We start from the raw sequence: 16,083 nt of genomic DNA, 5'->3' as shown, positions 1-16,083 counted from the left end.
TTAAGTGGGTTGTCAAGTTAAAGGTACTGGCGACAATGAGTAGTACTGCGGCAAAATATGTGGAAAAAGGCTAAGGTATGGTATATAAGACGATTATAGTGTTGACTGCTTTTTTTTGGTGCAGTAGACGTGTAAACTACCCCATACGTTTTTGTTGGACATCCTATTTGCTATGAAAGCCTTATTAGACTTCATTCCGTTAATTGCTTTTTTTGTTGCCGCTCGTTATAACGGTATTTTAGCAGCAGCTGGCGCGTTGCTCGTTGCCACCCTTGTTGTTTATGCGATTCACTTTATCCGCCAAAAAGGCAAATTTGATAAGCAGCAGTGGGTTGTCTTACTCCTAACCATCTTGTTCTGTGGGGGCACATTACTCTTGCGCGATGATATTTATCTGCGCTGGAAGTCACCAATTATCAATGGTATATTTGCTTTGACACTACTCATCAGTGCCGCTATTAATAAGCCTCTGATGCAGCTTGCGATGAAAGAGGTATTTACGCTGACGTTAAGCGGCTGGAAAAAACTCACGGTCGCTTGGGCCCTATTTTTTGCCTTTATGGGCTTCTTGCATTATATCACAGCGTTTACGATGTCAGATGAGGCATGGATTAACTTTAAGACCTACGGCTGGATTCCAATTATGCTGGTATTCGTTGTCGCTCAGTTTGCTGTGTTAAAAAAGCATCTCAACCCCGCACTGACTGACAAAACCGTCAAATAACTTGTATTACTTTATATTGTCTTATAACAGCCAGCTATTTCTAAATTCTAATACCGACAATGATTAATCATAAATATTGATTACACGTGTTGTTAAGGATGATAGCGTTTTATTCTTACCTATTTATTGAGGAAGCACCATGTCCTTATTTGCCATTATCGGTCACGATGTCGCCGGCAGCAGTGCGCAACGTCAAGTGACACGGGCTGAGCATGTTGAGCGTTTACAAGCATTGGGTCGCGAGCAACGATTAATCATTGCCGGTCCAACCCCCATTGAACACGGTAAAAATGAGATGTCAGGCAGTGTGATTATTGCTGACTTTGACTCCCTCGATGCCGCCCAGACTTGGGCAAGCGCCGAACCCTATTTGCGTGATGGCGTCTACAGTCATGTGGACGTCAAACCCTTTGTTCAAGCGTTACCAGCACCTAGTAATCAGCCTGAAAATCCACCTAAAAATAAGCCGTCAGAAAAGGTAGCCGCATCGTGAGTCAGGGGTTATTTTCACTAAACCGTCGTGTCTATCAAACCGGCTTCGCAAGCGTGATCTTATTGGCGACTCTATCAGTGTATGCGGCGCCAACCGCCAATACGACTGATAATGCCGCCCCCTCGTCGACGCCGCCTACGGTAGCAGAACAAGAGGGCACCGCGACGCCGACGCCCGCTGTCCCAAACACGGTCAACACACTATTAGCGGCACAGTTACAGCCCTCTAATAAGGCGCTGTCTGACGCCAATCAAGAACTACTAAGCCGTAACGCCCAGCTTCAACGCCAAGTGAACGACTTACAGACCCAAGCAAACATCTTAGTCTATGAGAGTAAAGGTCAGTTGTTTTTGTACGGTGCCTTTACTGTCTTAATCAGTTTGTTGGTCGGCATCTTTATCTCTTGGCTGGTGTTTGTCCGCCGTGAACGTTGGTAGTATGGCTCGTTTTTATGAACGCATTCTATATAAGGGCTGTATTTGCCAGTCTGATATTTAATCAAGCCTAAGCTCCCTTAACCAAGTCACCAACGCTCCTAAGAAACGCCCCATGTCTACCACTCAAAAGCCAAATCGTGACCCCTTAAACATCATTACTCCTGCCAATATTGACTGGCAAATGGATGACACGGGCAATAGAGTGCCGGTATCAGGTGAGTTTGATGATGTGTACTTCTCGCACGCGGACGGCCTAGCAGAATCACGTCATGTGTTTTTAGCACACAATCAATTGCCAGAACGACTGGCAACGCTTGGACCGAAGCAATGCTTTACGATTGCTGAATTGGGTTTTGGTACTGGGTTAAATCTTTTGGCAACGTGGCAACTCTGGCGTCAGCTGCGCGATACGCATCCACAGTTAGCGAGCGCACGCTTGCATTTTATCACCACTGAAAAATTCCCTATACCACTTGTAGAATTAACGCAGATACTTGCTTTGTGGGGGCAGCGCGCGCCTGAACTTACAGAGCTTATTGCGCCACTTTTAGCAGCTTACCCGCCCCTTATCGCAGGCTGTCATCGTTTGAACTTCTTTGCTGATAACCTAACCGTGGATATGTGGTTTGGCGATGCCGCTGAGAGCTTGAGCAAATTGGCATCAGATCAGTCGACTAAACCTGCCCCCTATGTTGATGCTTGGTTTTTAGACGGGTTTGCCCCTTCTTGTAATAGTACGTTGTGGGCTGACAGTATCTTTGCCCAAATACAGCGCTTATCACGTCCCACTACGACTGCGGCCACCTATAGCTGTGCCGGTGTGGTTAAGCGTGCGTTAAAAGCATGTGGCTTTCAAATTACTAAGGTCAAAGGCTTTGGGCGCAAGCGTGAGATGCTAACCGCAATCATGGCTGATGCTGCCAGCTTAGAGGATAGTACCCGCGACTCAGGCTCTATCGACAACGCTGATCGTCTGCCCACTCATAGCGTCGTTATTGGCGCTGGTGTTTCAGGTTTGCTCATGGCTTGGGCGCTCGCCAATCGTGGTATTCACGTCACTTTGTTAGACAAGTCTGCTCCGTTGGCAGGCGCATCAGGCAACCCTCGCGCCCTACTCGCCCCTAAGATGACACCGATTCATCATGTCGATGAACACCTGCATACGATGGGTTATCTTTATAGCAGCAGACTATATCGTCAGTTTAATAAAAGTGCTGAAAAACAGCAATTAGCACCCGTAATTGAACCAACTGGCGCCCTTGACCTGCTGATTAAAGCCAATATTGGCCCAGAGCAAATCGCTGATTATCCCGATGACATGGCCACCACGCTACCTAGTGAACGAGCACAGAATATTACTGGCTTAAAAAAGCAAGATTTATCAGAAAACTTATACTTACCACAGTCTGGGTTGGTCAATCCACAAGCGTTAAAAAACATCATACTGACGCATCCTTTCATCTGCTTTCAGCCATTAAAGGTCAATCGTATTAGCGAGTCAGAGCACCATGTCTGTATTCACGGGAGTGATCCGGACAATTCTGAGCGGTCTATGACTGCTGATAATGTGGTGATTTGCGCAGCTTTTGAGAGCCATCAGCTAGACCAACGTATTTTTGATTGCCGTAAAATTCGTGGTCAACTTTCTTGGTTTACGCCCACGATTGAGCAACTCGCGAAATTACCCAAAATACCACTGAAATATAGCGGTTACTGTGCGCTGTTTACCGCGCAAACGGGGGACGGACAGCTGAACGATATTGAAGAATGTCAGCCTCAGTTTTTATTAGGCGCAAGCTTTATACGCAATGACACCGATACAAATATCCGCCGTGAAGAGCATCAGATTAGCCGCGATAAATTGGTGACCGCCATTCCTGAAATGGCGTCTATTATTCCAACCGACGTTAGCGTGTGGCAAGGGCGCGCGGGCATTCGTACTCAAACACCCGATTATCATCCAATAGTGGGCCCACTAATCGACAGCAAACGGACTTGGGTCATGAGCGCGATGGGCGCTAAAGGATATGCCATCGCGCCACTATGCGCTGAGGCGCTGACAGACATGATGTTGGGAACGTTTACACCTTTATCAACGGCAATGTTGGCACGTCTATCGCCCCATCGTACGCGTTTGCAGACGCCGCTCGATTAGAGAAATTTGAGTAGCGTTTGAATTATTTGTGCCACCGCTTTCAACGACTGCGACGATCTTGTAGTATTGATATTGATTGTAATAACGCGAGAGCTACATGCCCTATCATCAGACCACCCTTACTCTCCCTGCCTATACGCGTGGTATTCATATCATCACCCCAATGATTGACGAGGCACTCGAGGAGTTGATACCGCCTTTTTCTAAAGCAGGGTTGGTACATCTGTTTTTGCAGCACACATCAGCCAGTCTGACGATCAATGAAAATGCCGATCCAGATGTCAGGCTCGACACCGAAGAGTGGCTCAATAAAATCGCACCCGCCAATCAGCCGGAGTATCGTCACACGCTAGAAGGCTCGGATGACCTGCCAGCCCATTTTAAAAGCATGATGCTTGGGGTCAGTTTAACCGTGCCACTGATTAACGGTAGGTTAGGATTAGGAAGGTGGCAAGGTATTTATTTGTGTGAACATAGAGACCATATGAAAAAACATGGTGGCGGGCGCAAGCTGGTGATCACGGTTAGCACTTAGGGTAGATGAACCACTTGTAGACACCGTACTGTGCTGCTAACACAACGCGTAAAGCGCGCTTAATGGACGAAAACCTTAACATGAAGAGTCACACCAACCCCCTAGCCTCTAAGTCCGTTTATCCACCACTCCTTGCAGCTCTCTTAAGCTTGTTCCTGCTAACGGCCTGCCAAGAGTCGCCAAAATCTGAAACAGCCAATAAGACGCACGCTGAACCAAAAGTAAAAACGACACCCATAACAACCAATATCAATGTGCCTGAGAGTAATAGTGATGGTGAAAATACAACGGACAACTCAGCTCAGTCCGTACCAGATGCTGAGCGCGATATCGACCTAACTCAACTAGAAGACAACCTTGAGGCTAATGAGCCAACATCAAGTAACACTAGTGCTGCGCCCAATCCTGAGCAAGCCATCAAAGGCGCACAAATCACTGATGTGCGCTATAAAAGCGCCGCAGGAGAGTCTTTGTCCGTTGTCTTCGAGACGTCAGCAGCGGGCCTGCTTAATGCCATTGTGACGCTACCCAATAAACCCAAAATAACGCTAAGCGCACCCGAAGGCCAAGGTAACAACCCTACTTATCGCTCAAGTGATGAGAGTATTCAGCTGATCAGTCATGCGGGTGGTGGCACCATCGATTTTATTCAAAACAACAACGTCACCAGCTTTGATGCCGTTAGTGCTAAAGCAGAAGTCATCACTGAATAATCACTGCGCGTACGTTTCTATGACCACCATATTTTAGACCAAAAAAAGGCGGCAACCATAACTATCGTTGTCGCCTTTTTATTGTCATCTTATAGTCGATTCTATTTAAAACCGATACAGAGTGAATGGGATGAATTTTTTGCAGCCTCTGTCACGTCTGCGAACAGCAAGCAAGAAAAATTTATCCCATTCGCACGATGATATTAACGTATCGATTTTATTTTCAACTGACTATGCTTACTAGTAGGTGATTTTCACTGAACCAAATCCCGTTGTTTGCCCAAACAGGCTGACAAGCCAACTGATAACGGCCCACAATCCCCAAGCAACGAACACAATAACGATCAATCCCAGCATATCAGGAATATGCAAGTATAACCAAGCAATGACTGGGTTGCGCCAAAAACGACTTTGCTGCTGCTTACTTTCTAGCGACTCATGCAAAAATGGTCGATCCATATGCATGGTTTCAGTGATGCCATACTCGACTTGAAGATGCTCATGCACGATGCCCAAGGTCTTACGGCTGGGACGAATAAAAATATCCAGCAACGTACCAATCCCAGGCACGATACCAACAACCATGTCAATCAGCGCCAGTCTAACGGCAGGCGTCATTTTGTGCGTGGGCACCCCCAGTTGACGACCCAATATAAAGGCATAACCGGTTAACACCAACCCCGCTATATCTCCTGCCAGCGGAATGGTTGAAAGCGCTGCATCGGCACCCATCCCTTGCTTGGTAAAAGGAATGCGCACGAGAGAATCCATCGTATTGGCAAACTTCGCCAGTTTACGCTCGGTGGCGATGACTTGCTCACGTGTTAACCCATGCTCAGCGAGCTTGGCCTGATAATCCATGACAGAGGGATGAGGGTTAGAGGACTTTTTTAGTTTTGAAAGTCTATCCATTAAAGCTCGTCCATATACAAGCGACTGCTATGAGCGCAAAGATGTAGCGCCCTACCCAGATATTGGCTAAAAACGCCCGAAAACAGGCCAAAGGCTGGCGACTGGTACAAGCGCTGTTTTGTTTGGCAAACATCATGGCCACTAACGCCAAACCAAATATGGGCGTAATACCCAAGCTGGTGGGCGCAAAATAGTGCCATAGTACCGCCCCCATCATTAGTAAAAATAAGGTCTGTAGTATAGAGATAATGACCACATCATAGCGACCAAACAATATCGCCGTTGATTTAACCCCAATTTTTAAATCATCCTCGCGGTCAGCCATGGCGTACTGGGTGTCATAGGCCACTGTCCAGCACATATACGCGAGAAATAACAGCCAACACCAAACATCAGGGGCGCCTTGCACCGCCACATAAGCCATCGGTATCGCCCATCCAAACGCCGCCGCTAAGAACACTTGTGGCAAATGCGTGTAGCGTTTCATAAAGGGATAAATAAACGCCAGTATGACGGCCGCAAGTGACCAATAAAACACGGCAACAGGTAATAGTAATAGCAGGCTGGCACTCAGTAATACCAATACTAAAAAAGCCGCGATGGCTTCTTGAGCAGACAAACGGCCATCGGCTAACGGTCGACCTTTGGTACGAGTCACATGACCATCTACTTTACGATCGGCAAAATCATTAATCGCACACCCTGCCGCCCGCATAAAAGTCGCGCCTAGCGCAAATATCACAAATATCTTAAGACTGGGTAGGCCTGCCGTCACTCCTTGCTGCTGGGCCTGACCCATTGCTGCTAGCAGCACCCCCCATAACGTTGGCCATAAGAGCAGCTCAATACCTACTGGCTTGTCGAAGCGCGTCAGCTGTAGGTAGGCATAGATTTTTTCTTTAGACATCAGGGGGGCGCGAGTTTGTATCATTGTGTGCGGGTCTCTATATTTGCTGCCATAACCGATTTGCTTCAATCAGCGATATCTCAGGATACTGTTTTCGTAACGCTTTGATAGCGGCAACCTTCTCTTTTTTTGATGCTTGCTGACGCAAAAATGCCAACTGCTCTTGTGGATTGCTCAATGCTTTTAGACGTGCTTCCAGCCGCAGAATTCGAGTACGTAACATGATGTTTATTAGTAATAAAATGGCGCCCATGATCCAAATGATTAGCGTTGACATTCCTTGCTCCTACATCCATTAACGGTAAGCTTTTTAACTATATTATTTAAGCATGATGCGTCATCGTTCATCGCCATAACCATTAGACAAAATAACCGCTAGACAAAATAACCATCAAAACGCACTGCTTCATTATGCCAGCTTTCACTGACTGGTTGATTAGCAAGTAGCGGCGCAAATTGCGGGCGCTTTACGATGACTCGGCCAGATGTTTGCCCATTTTGACTTACCACTGCGAGCGCGCTTTGCAGCAATTGCAGCTCTTCGTCTGCTGTGGGAGGTTGTGCCAGTTGATGCAGCGCTTGCATGTGCTTACCCACTTTAGCGCCTTTACCCGTTTTGCTATCTTGATAGCTGTCTTCTGGAAACATCGGGTCTAGATACACCGCGTCAACTGCCTTGTGATTGTCAGAGACAGAGGCGTTGTTCACCCTTGCAAAATAAGCGAGAGCATCGGTGTTAATAATCTGTAAACGCGCCATGAGCTTTTGCCAATTTGCCAATGCGTTCATACGCTGCTGCTCTGCGAGCAATAGCAACGCCATCAAGGGCTGCTGCTCAAGCATGACTATCTGAGCACCCGTACTGGCTAGTATCAAACTGTCATGGCCAAAACCAGCAGTCGCATCTATAACGCGGCTGTCCGATGTGATTTTCGCCGCTTGTAGCAATAACTCGGATTTACGCCCCGCGCTCACCACCCGGCGTTGTAGTTTATCCCATTCAGGTGAGACGCTCAGTCCACCACTTAGCCATGACAGCGTGTTTTTTTTATCCAACAACAATATAGGGTGCGTTGCGGTCTGACTAAGATGTTGGCGCTGTTTTTGCGTTAATTTATCTGTGTAACGCTCAGTGTGTAAAGCAAGTGGCAGTTTGTGCTCAGTGATCAATGCTTGTAGGCTCTCAATCTGTGCGTGCTGATTGTCATCAACATAAAGCAGTTGGCAATGTATAAGCGCACTCGTCTTATTGCACGTTTGGGGCAAAGCCGTCATAACCATCATCCTTTTTACCACTTACCTCTATTATCGAACGCGCCATCAACCCACCATAAACATTTAGCCTGCCATCTGATATCCAAAGCCCCAAGCAGCAACCAATACGATGATGCCAGTAATAATGCGCAACCAAGCAAAAATAGTAAAGTCACGACGACTCACCCACGCCACTAACAGACGGATACACAATAACGCCACGATAAAAGACACTACCGTGCCGACTCCCAGCACCAGCCAATCTTCACTGTTGGTCAATACATCGCCATGGCTGATCAAGTCCAATAGTGCTGCACCCACAATCACCGGAATTCCCAAAAAGAAGGAGAACTCAGCTGATGCCTTACGCGAGACGCCAAGCCATAGCGCCCCAATAATAGTGGCTCCTGAGCGTGAGGTGCCTGGTATCAAGGCAAGGCACTGAAGTAGACCAATCATCAACGCCGTTTTTAACCCAACATCTTCTGCTTCTTGCGCAATGATGGTCTTAGGCCGACTCTCGACATAAAATATCAGCAAACCACCAATGATTAGCATAATCGCAACGACGATAGGATTAAACAAATACGCTTTGATTTCGTCTGCAAAGGTAAAGCCCACGACCATGACCGGAATAGTCGCCACAATCAAGCTAAGCCCAAGTTGCCTTGGGTTGGTCATGCCTTCTGCTTTACCAGTCAGCAACCCCATTAACGCTTGCCACAATCTGCCCCAGTAGTCATAAATCACCGCCAATATAGCGCCAAGCTGTACCACCACGACAAATAAATCAACTTTCTCTTTGGTCCAAAATCCCATCAAATCTGCTGATAGAATCATATAACCGGTACTGGATATGGGTAGAAACTCAGTGATACCTTCAACGATACCCATGATGACAGCTTGAATTAATAAAATGATATCCACAATGGCTTTCCTAGACACAGACCTACTGGTTGCGTAATACGGTTTTAATTTTTAGTATACCGAGACAGCACTGGCCATCACTATGCTTTACCTTGCTCTTTGAGTGTTTTCCATGCCTGATTGCGCAAATACTTAGGTAACGCATTTGCAGCATCGGTACCGCCAGAGGTGATAAATTGGGCGATACCTAATTGCCCGATTACCACCGCATCTGGCCAGACATCTTCATGAGATACTTGCCCATCCTGTCCTTTTAACAGTAGTGAGCCATTACCCACGATAGGAATGTTAAGCGCGGTTTGGCTGTCATAGTCTAATAACTGCTCAGTACTGTCGCTGTCACTATTCAACACAGGCTGCATGACGGTACGGTCTGCTTGATGGTTATCTGTTATGGCATATTGACCAAAATAAACTTGCTGCATACGCGCATCAAGGGCGCTATATACTTCAGTCAGACCATACTGTTGATACGCGCTCTGCGCTATCGCCTGCAAGCTTGAGACACCCACGCAAGGAAGATCATGTGCCACAGACAATGCTTGCACCACTGCTGTATTGATTCTGATACCGCTAAAGGCACCAGGGCCTCGGTTAAATATCAAAGCTTGTACATCAGCAAGGCGCAACTGGGCTTCAGACAACGCCGCATCAATCATAGGGAGGATTTGCTGCGTCTGCTGGCGCTTACCTGTCTCGGTATGACTCGACAGCACTTGACCGTTCGAATCTAAAATCGCCACCGAGCACTGATCAAACACGGTATCCATTGCTAAAAACATCATCACCTCGGCTTACACTACTTAGCATTATAAAAAAGCACTGGCTTCATAAATCAGCGCCTATCATAGCACTTGGAACAGGCTATTTTTGTGACTTTCTACGTTTTTCTTACTTTATCTATAAGAATTTATTTAAATAGGGCCAACGTATAAAAACCTCAAACTGTGTCAGCTTTGAGGTTTTTACTGCGTAGTGACTGCTGATAAAGTCAGCGACTACCTAAAAACGTGTTTTAAACTTCTTTGGCGCTTGCTTTTGCATCTCTTGCATTTGCTTTTGCATCTCTTCAGTGCTCGGCATATTGTTAGGATCAAGCCCCATTTGCTTTGCCATCTGCTCTGGATTCACATCTTTGGCACCGCCTTGTTGAGCACCGCCGCCAAATAAAGGCCCACCGCCGCCAGAGGCGCCACCACCCATCAACCCCTGCATAGACTTCATCATTTTACTGATGCCTTCGGGTTTTGAGATCATTTTCATCATTTTTGCCATTTGCTTGTGCTGCTTGAGCAAACGGTTGACGTCTTGAATCTCGCGTCCAGAACCAGCAGCAATACGGCGCTTACGGCTGGGATTGATCTTATCAGGATTTTTGCGCTCAAATGGTGTCATTGAGTTAATTAATGCTTCCATCTCCCGTACTTTTTCTTCTGGTTTGGCATCTTCGACCGCTTTTTGCATGTCAGAGCCGCCCATACCTGGCATCTTATCTAAGAAACCTGCCATACCGCCCATGCTTTTCATTTGCTGGAACTGGGTCAATAGATCCTCAAGGTCAAAGTCGCCACCTTTTTGCATCTTTTTCGCCATTTTTTCGGCTTTATCGCGGTCAATTTTTTGCTCAACCTCTTCAACCAAACTTAGCACATCACCCATACCAAGGATGCGCTGAGCGATACGTTCGGGATGGAAAAGCTCTAACGCATCTAACTTTTCGCCGCGACCTAAAAACTTAATCGGCTTACCAGTAATCGCACGTACAGAAAGCGCGGCACCGCCACGCGCATCACCGTCTGTTTTGGTTAAGATAACACCCGTCAGTGGCAGCGCATCATTAAAGGCTTTGGCAGTATTGGCCGCATCTTGACCGGTCATGGCATCAACGACAAACAGCGTCTCTGATGGATTGACTGCGGCAGTCAGCGCCTTGATCTCGTCCATCATGGTGTCGTCGATATGTAGACGACCAGCGGTATCGATAATCAAAATATCTTGATACTGTATTTTGGCTTCTTCGATAGCGCGTCTTGCGATATCAATCGGATTTTCTTCAGTGCTTGAGTTTACAAACTTGGCATTCACTTGACCTGCTACTTGCTCAAGCTGTTTGATGGCCGCTGGGCGGTAGACGTCGGCGGATACCAACATGACTTTTTTCTTATGGCGCTCTTGTAAAAATTTGGCCAATTTACCAGCCGTGGTGGTTTTACCCGCCCCTTGCAAACCTGCCAGCAAGTAGACAACCGGCGGCTTGCCTGTCATCTCAAGCTGTTGGTTGGCACTGCCCATCATTTCGGTCAGCTCGTCATGAACGATTTTGACAAACGCTTGACCGGGCGCAAGCTCTTTAAGGACTTCAGCACCAAGCGCTTGCTCTTTCACACGCTTCACAAAGTCACGCGTGACAGGGAGCGCCACATCCGCTTCTAACAGCGCCATACGCACTTCACGTAAAGTGTCTTTGATATTATCTTCAGTCAGTTGCCCAGTACCCACGATGTTACGCAGGCTTGACGATAAGCGTTCTGTTAAGGTATCAAACATAAATAACTCTCAGTTAAAATAATTCTTAGTTAAAATAATTTTCAGTAGCACCATTAAAATGGCTGACAAACCATATGAGTACATTTTCAAATATGAGGCCGATTTTTTATAAAAGTATGATAAAAAACAGTCTACTATCAATACTATAGCATTAAGAGGCTGCAAAAATGACACTCGTTTTACAAAAGGCTTGGGGGTTCTGCTTATCATTTATTCATGGCGTATTTGGTTCACGTTGACTTAGCCAAGCATTTGTAAGGAATAAGCAAGATGGTGCTCAATTGGTGACCATTTTATGATAAATTGGTCAATTATTCTAATCATTCCGATAATATCACTTTCGCATTGCATTGAGCGGGCATTATGGGCTCAATATAAGATGAGGCTTTATATCTGTGCACCTTGCATTCTTACTTGCTAGCCTAGCTTATATCTTAGTCAGCGTTTACATTGGTTGGGCGCTGTTTCTAGATAAGCCGATTCATAAAGGCATCAGTTTAGGCGTATTGATGGGCGGTATGGTCGCACATGCGGCGCTACTGTATCCATACGTTGTGACCCTTTATGGTCTAAATTTCAACTTATTTAATGTGATTAGCTTAATCAGTTTGTTTTTCTTGTTCTTTTACGTCCTGTTTTGTTTATACCGCCCCGTGGTGAGCCTTGGCATCTTAGCCGCGCCCACTGCCCTACTAGGCATGATAGTCGGCTGTATTGGCCGCGCCCCTTATCAGCCCATTGCTGATATCAGTATTGGGCTTGAGGCTCATATTTTGCTCTCTCTTGCCGCCTATTGTGTACTGCTGATGGCGGCGGTACAAGCGCTGTTTTTACGTCTACAAATCCGTGAGCTTAAACATCATACCGTTCACCGCTTTTGGGTCAATAAACTGCCGTCATTGCAAAGTATGGAGAGCTTACTATTCGATATGCTTTTGGTCGGATTTGTCTTACTTAGCATCGCGCTGGGCATTGGCTTTGTCTATGTAGAAGACTTGATGGCGCAACACATTGTGCACAAGACCGTTTTCAGTCTGCTGTCGTGGTTGCTGTTTGGTGCGCTATTATTTGGTAGCTGGCGTGCGGGATGGCGAGGCAAACGTGCCGCCAACATGACCATCTATGCCTTTATTTTGCTGGCCATTGGTTTTGTTGGTAGCAAGTTTGTGTTAGAGATGCTGATATAGGGATAGCGTCATAACAATATGACGGTCTGTAGCAATAGTACCGACCGCCATGTTACTACTTTATGCACTACTGATTTTTTTCTTAGTTAAAAACCACCGTCTTATTACCTGCGACAATCACACGGTTTTGTACATGCCAGTTCACGGCACGCGCCAGCACGTTACGCTCGATATCACGGCCAATAGCCCGTAACTCCGCCACACCTTGGCGATGGGTCACCCGATGAACATCTTGCTCAATGATTGGCCCCTGATCAAGCTCAGCTGTGACATAATGCGCGGTCGCTCCGATCAGCTTGACGCCCTTATCATACGCTTGGCGATAAGGGTCTGCCCCCACAAATGCAGGCAAGAACGAATGATGAATATTGATCACCTGCATCGGCCAGCGCTTCACAAAATCAGACGACAGTATCTGCATGTAGCGGGCCAATACCAGCAAATCATTCCCTTCCATCAATTTATGAATCTGCTCTTCTGCCTGTTCCTTATTGTCTTTGCTCACAGCAACATGATGGAAGGTGATGCCAAAGTTTTTTACGGCTTGACGTAAGTCAGGATGGTTACTGACCACGCAAGTAATTTCGCAATCAAGCAAGCCGCGTTGGTGTCGCCACAATAAATCTAACAACGCATGATCAAACTTGGACACCAAAATACCCACCTTGGTCTTGACCGCATTGTTATGTAGTCGCCATTCCATATTATGGCGTTTGGCGACCGTATGGCTAAAGCTGACTTCAAAATTATCAATAATCTCGCTTAGTCCTGCTAAGGCAAATTCTAAACGCATAAAGTATTGACCGCCTTCGTGAGCGGTCGAATACTGATCTAGCGTGATGATATTCGCGCCATAACGATGGATAAACTCAGATACTGCTTGTACGATACCGGCTTGATCTTTGCATTTGATCAAAAGCGTTGCGGTATCGATAGCAGTGGTGACTTGTTTGCTCTGTGAAGCTGTGTTAGATAGTGAAGTCGTTTTGGTATTGTCTGACATAATACGCCCAATATAAAAAATGATAACTTATCGCTGAAAACTACTGACAGCGTAGTAAACCAGTTATTTTAATCTTTTTTGTACTATTTTGCTGAGCGAGTTGGTTGTTTTTATTTATTTAGGATGATTTATATATTTGAGAAGATGTAACGCAAAAACCCCCAGCGTTACCTGAGGGCTATTACAACATAACGCACTAGCTACTGTTTATGTTATAGATATGGTTGTCGTCGTTGTCGTTGCAGCAGGTGCTGGCGTCTGAACGGTGACCTTAACTTTATCACCAGCGACACAATCGGAATAACTAAAGGCGTAGCTGACAGCATCGATATCAACGACGCTAGTGCCACCTTGTAAATTAACAATACTAGGAACGGTGACGTAACCAGCGACAATCTCTGCCTCACAAGTACCGCTAGGGCCATCACCCTCAACACTGATGGTAGTGCCTGATGCCATCGATATCGTCCGCGCTGAGTTACCATACATCTGAAAGACAGCCGTGCCTGCACTGGCAGCTAGAGTAGAAGGCAGCCCTGAATATAACGGTGCGCTATCCGCGAGACCCAATACGAACTGGTAACGTAACGTTGCGGTTAGCTTGTCATCACAAGTCCCCAAAATATTAGGTTGATTGAATGATGACGGAGCACAAGTAGCACCGCTAACGCCTCTTCTATAAACAAATTCGCCATTTGGTGAATCATATTGATTATTTTCGTTATCGTCACGGAAAAAATCACCAATATTGTGGGTAAATATATCACCAACACTAAACTGATTGTCACCATCTACGTCAGTATAGCTTTTGTCACCCTCGACAAACGCAATGACAGACACTCGACTGTCTGCTGGGCGTGGATTTTGGGTACTAAATTCAACCGAACACACGCCATTGGCTGTTGCACAGTTTGGCGTTACGCGGCCACCTTCACTCACAAAGCTCACAACCGTACCATCCGACACAGGGTTGCCTACTCTATCGACTAAGCGAGCGGTAACCGTCGCAGTATCGCCGTCAACACTATTGGCAAGTACGTTTTTGCTCAAAGAGATACTAACACCGCTTTGTGTCGCTCGCCCTGTTGCTACAGAAACATCTTTAGATAACGCAAAAATAGTTGGGTCAAGTACTAGCGAGGCTTTTATTTCAACTGGTCCAGGCAATGCCCCAGGATAAAGATTGACCGTTACGTTACCATCTGAGTCACTAGTCACTGTTTTAGAACTTCGATTACCTAAAGTCACAAAGCTTAAATCAGCAGGTGCAAATACTTTATTAATCGTAACTTGCTGATTGGCGGCTGGAATACCATTTGCAAATACCGTAAAGACTATCTGTCCTGAGCTTGATGAGCCACTATTGCTAGCACCCAATTCTACACTGTTATCCGTGGTATATACTATTGAGTTGGCTTCTATGCTTGCAATAGTAACTGATACTGTTTGTTTGGCAGCTGTATTATTCGCAGGTGTTGCCGTAATGGTTTGGTTACCCTCACATAGATTACCATCAGCATCGATAGACTTATAAGTGACCGAAATATCGCCTTGATTGCTTGAGACCACACTATCACTGTCAAAAGTGCCGCAGGTAGTATCAAAATCAACGGTAATCCCATTTTGATTCACGTTATTGGTTGCATCTTTAGTCTTGAGCGTCAGGTTGGTGCTAGCACCGGAGTTTAGATTGATTGAGGATAGCACTAGATCGGTAAGTAACACGTTCACAGGTTGTAGAGAAAAATTATAACCAGCCGTCGTCGCTGTCTCATTATTATAACTGGCCGTTGCCGTCATTTGGTAAGCACCCGTTGTCGTGCTATCTATAGGACTGATAGATATACTTGCCTCACCGTTCTCATTGGTTAACACGGTGGCATTGCTAGTGCCAAAGATGACACCATCACCTGCAAAAGTGACCAAAGCGTTACTTATCGGCGCGCTTGATTCGTCAGTCACGGTTACCTTAGCACTAGCGCCAGCTGAAGTTACTACATTAGTCATATTGCCATTTGTATCAGTCAAGGTAATAGCACTTATATTCACCTCACCAACGGCCACACCCGTACCATCTGTGCCAGACTGCACACCTACGTCCGGTACTGGCGGAAGAATGTCTGTACCGCCATCACCGCCGCCGCATCCAGCTAAAGCCAATGATAATGTGAGCGCTGTCAGCTGAAACAGCTTAGAAGTAAACGGTAGTGAGGGGTATGACATGTTTTAGACTCCGCGTGGGCAGTAATTGATACGAGCAGGTAGCAAAAATCATTACACAAGATCCTA

At 46.2% G+C, this 16,083-nt stretch carries 16 protein-coding genes; 7 read left to right on the top strand and 9 right to left on the bottom strand.

Annotated elements, in window-relative coordinates; genetic code table 11:
* Positions 1–172 precede the first annotated feature (172 nt).
* The 6 genes from JFC06_RS03015 (at position 173) to JFC06_RS02990 (ending at position 5,057) form a co-directional block, all read left to right on the top strand.
* A complete protein-coding gene (locus tag JFC06_RS03015; RefSeq protein ID WP_193004734.1) occupies positions 173–724 on the top strand; it encodes an inner membrane-spanning protein YciB in 552 nt (183 codons plus the stop codon).
* Positions 725–863: 139 nt separating this feature from the next.
* Positions 864–1,217 carry a YciI family protein gene (locus JFC06_RS03010; RefSeq protein ID WP_193004735.1) on the top strand — a complete coding sequence of 118 codons (354 nt, stop codon included), beginning with the start codon at positions 864–866 and terminating at the stop codon, positions 1,215–1,217.
* A complete protein-coding gene (locus JFC06_RS03005) occupies positions 1,214–1,654 on the top strand; it encodes a hypothetical protein (protein WP_193004736.1) in 441 nt (146 codons plus the stop codon). Before JFC06_RS03010 ends, JFC06_RS03005 begins: the two co-directional genes overlap by 4 nt.
* Positions 1,655–1,766: 112 nt before the next feature.
* Positions 1,767–3,809 (top strand): tRNA (5-methylaminomethyl-2-thiouridine)(34)-methyltransferase MnmD, encoded by a 2,043-nt coding sequence (gene mnmD, locus JFC06_RS03000; protein WP_198333913.1) that lies wholly within the window; start codon positions 1,767–1,769, stop codon positions 3,807–3,809.
* 97 nt (positions 3,810–3,906) lie between these two features.
* The gene (locus JFC06_RS02995; RefSeq protein WP_198333912.1) at positions 3,907–4,344 is read left to right on the top strand and encodes a secondary thiamine-phosphate synthase enzyme YjbQ; all 438 of its coding nucleotides are present in this window, start codon (positions 3,907–3,909) and stop codon (positions 4,342–4,344) included.
* 80 nt (positions 4,345–4,424) lie between these two features.
* Positions 4,425–5,057 (top strand): hypothetical protein, encoded by a 633-nt coding sequence (locus tag JFC06_RS02990; RefSeq protein WP_198333911.1) that lies wholly within the window; start codon positions 4,425–4,427, stop codon positions 5,055–5,057.
* A gap of 240 nt (positions 5,058–5,297) precedes the next feature.
* Here the strand turns inward: JFC06_RS02990 and JFC06_RS02985 are convergent, their stop codons facing one another.
* From JFC06_RS02985 to ffh, 7 genes are all read right to left on the bottom strand, one after another.
* Positions 5,298–5,918: a DUF4112 domain-containing protein gene (locus JFC06_RS02985; RefSeq protein ID WP_227670111.1), complete on the bottom strand. Its 621-nt coding sequence runs from the start codon at positions 5,916–5,918 to the stop codon at positions 5,298–5,300.
* 43 nt (positions 5,919–5,961) lie between these two features.
* Positions 5,962–6,900, bottom strand: a complete 939-nt coding sequence (gene ubiA / locus JFC06_RS02980) for a 4-hydroxybenzoate octaprenyltransferase (protein WP_198333909.1) — start codon at positions 6,898–6,900, stop codon at positions 5,962–5,964.
* Between the two features lie 13 nt (positions 6,901–6,913).
* Positions 6,914–7,153 carry a hypothetical protein gene (locus JFC06_RS02975; protein WP_193004742.1) on the bottom strand — a complete coding sequence of 80 codons (240 nt, stop codon included), beginning with the start codon at positions 7,151–7,153 and terminating at the stop codon, positions 6,914–6,916.
* Between the two features lie 98 nt (positions 7,154–7,251).
* Entirely contained in the window at positions 7,252–8,151 is a 900-nt protein-coding gene (locus tag JFC06_RS02970) for a class I SAM-dependent methyltransferase (protein WP_198333908.1), read from the bottom strand.
* Positions 8,152–8,214: 63 nt separating this feature from the next.
* On the bottom strand, positions 8,215–9,057 hold the full coding sequence (locus tag JFC06_RS02965; protein ID WP_198333907.1) for an undecaprenyl-diphosphate phosphatase: 843 nt from the start codon (positions 9,055–9,057) through the stop codon (positions 8,215–8,217).
* Positions 9,058–9,137: 80 nt separating this feature from the next.
* Positions 9,138–9,839 carry a tRNA (adenosine(37)-N6)-threonylcarbamoyltransferase complex dimerization subunit type 1 TsaB gene (gene tsaB, locus JFC06_RS02960; protein ID WP_193004780.1) on the bottom strand — a complete coding sequence of 234 codons (702 nt, stop codon included), beginning with the start codon at positions 9,837–9,839 and terminating at the stop codon, positions 9,138–9,140.
* 220 nt (positions 9,840–10,059) lie between these two features.
* A complete protein-coding gene (gene ffh, locus JFC06_RS02955; RefSeq protein WP_193004745.1) occupies positions 10,060–11,604 on the bottom strand; it encodes a signal recognition particle protein in 1,545 nt (514 codons plus the stop codon).
* Positions 11,605–11,999: 395 nt separating this feature from the next.
* On the opposite strand from ffh, the gene JFC06_RS02950 reads away from it, so the two are divergent.
* Positions 12,000–12,791, top strand: a complete 792-nt coding sequence (locus tag JFC06_RS02950; protein WP_193004746.1) for a cytochrome C assembly family protein — start codon at positions 12,000–12,002, stop codon at positions 12,789–12,791.
* An 82-nt stretch (positions 12,792–12,873) separates the two neighbouring features.
* Here JFC06_RS02950 and purU read toward each other — a convergent pair whose 3' ends face one another.
* Together purU and JFC06_RS02940 are read right to left on the bottom strand one after the other, a co-directional pair.
* Entirely contained in the window at positions 12,874–13,794 is a 921-nt protein-coding gene (gene purU / locus JFC06_RS02945) for a formyltetrahydrofolate deformylase (RefSeq protein ID WP_198333906.1), read from the bottom strand.
* A gap of 207 nt (positions 13,795–14,001) precedes the next feature.
* A complete protein-coding gene (locus JFC06_RS02940) occupies positions 14,002–16,017 on the bottom strand; it encodes an Ig-like domain-containing protein (RefSeq protein WP_198333905.1) in 2,016 nt (671 codons plus the stop codon).
* Positions 16,018–16,083 lie beyond the last annotated feature (66 nt).

Source organism: Psychrobacter namhaensis (assembly GCF_016107545.1).
GTDB lineage: Bacteria > Pseudomonadota > Gammaproteobacteria > Pseudomonadales > Moraxellaceae > Psychrobacter > Psychrobacter namhaensis.
This window is presented reverse-complemented; position numbering and strand designations above follow the sequence as displayed.

Coding starts and splice junctions, on each gene's coding strand:
- JFC06_RS03015 (WP_193004734.1), top strand. CDS start 173: ATGAAAGCCTTATTAGACTTCATTCCGTTAATTGCTTTTTTTGTTGCC.
- JFC06_RS03010 (WP_193004735.1), top strand. CDS start 864: ATGTCCTTATTTGCCATTATCGGTCACGATGTCGCCGGCAGCAGTGCG.
- mnmD (WP_198333913.1), top strand. CDS start 1,767: ATGTCTACCACTCAAAAGCCAAATCGTGACCCCTTAAACATCATTACT.
- JFC06_RS02995 (WP_198333912.1), top strand. CDS start 3,907: ATGCCCTATCATCAGACCACCCTTACTCTCCCTGCCTATACGCGTGGT.
- JFC06_RS02990 (WP_198333911.1), top strand. CDS start 4,425: ATGAAGAGTCACACCAACCCCCTAGCCTCTAAGTCCGTTTATCCACCA.
- JFC06_RS02985 (WP_227670111.1), bottom strand. CDS start 5,918: ATGGATTATCAGGCCAAGCTCGCTGAGCATGGGTTAACACGTGAGCAA.
- ubiA (WP_198333909.1), bottom strand. CDS start 6,900: ATGATACAAACTCGCGCCCCCCTGATGTCTAAAGAAAAAATCTATGCC.
- JFC06_RS02975 (WP_193004742.1), bottom strand. CDS start 7,153: ATGTCAACGCTAATCATTTGGATCATGGGCGCCATTTTATTACTAATA.
- JFC06_RS02970 (WP_198333908.1), bottom strand. CDS start 8,151: ATGACGGCTTTGCCCCAAACGTGCAATAAGACGAGTGCGCTTATACAT.
- tsaB (WP_193004780.1), bottom strand. CDS start 9,839: ATGTTTTTAGCAATGGATACCGTGTTTGATCAGTGCTCGGTGGCGATT.
- ffh (WP_193004745.1), bottom strand. CDS start 11,604: ATGTTTGATACCTTAACAGAACGCTTATCGTCAAGCCTGCGTAACATC.
- purU (WP_198333906.1), bottom strand. CDS start 13,794: ATGTCAGACAATACCAAAACGACTTCACTATCTAACACAGCTTCACAG.
- JFC06_RS02940 (WP_198333905.1), bottom strand. CDS start 16,017: ATGTCATACCCCTCACTACCGTTTACTTCTAAGCTGTTTCAGCTGACA.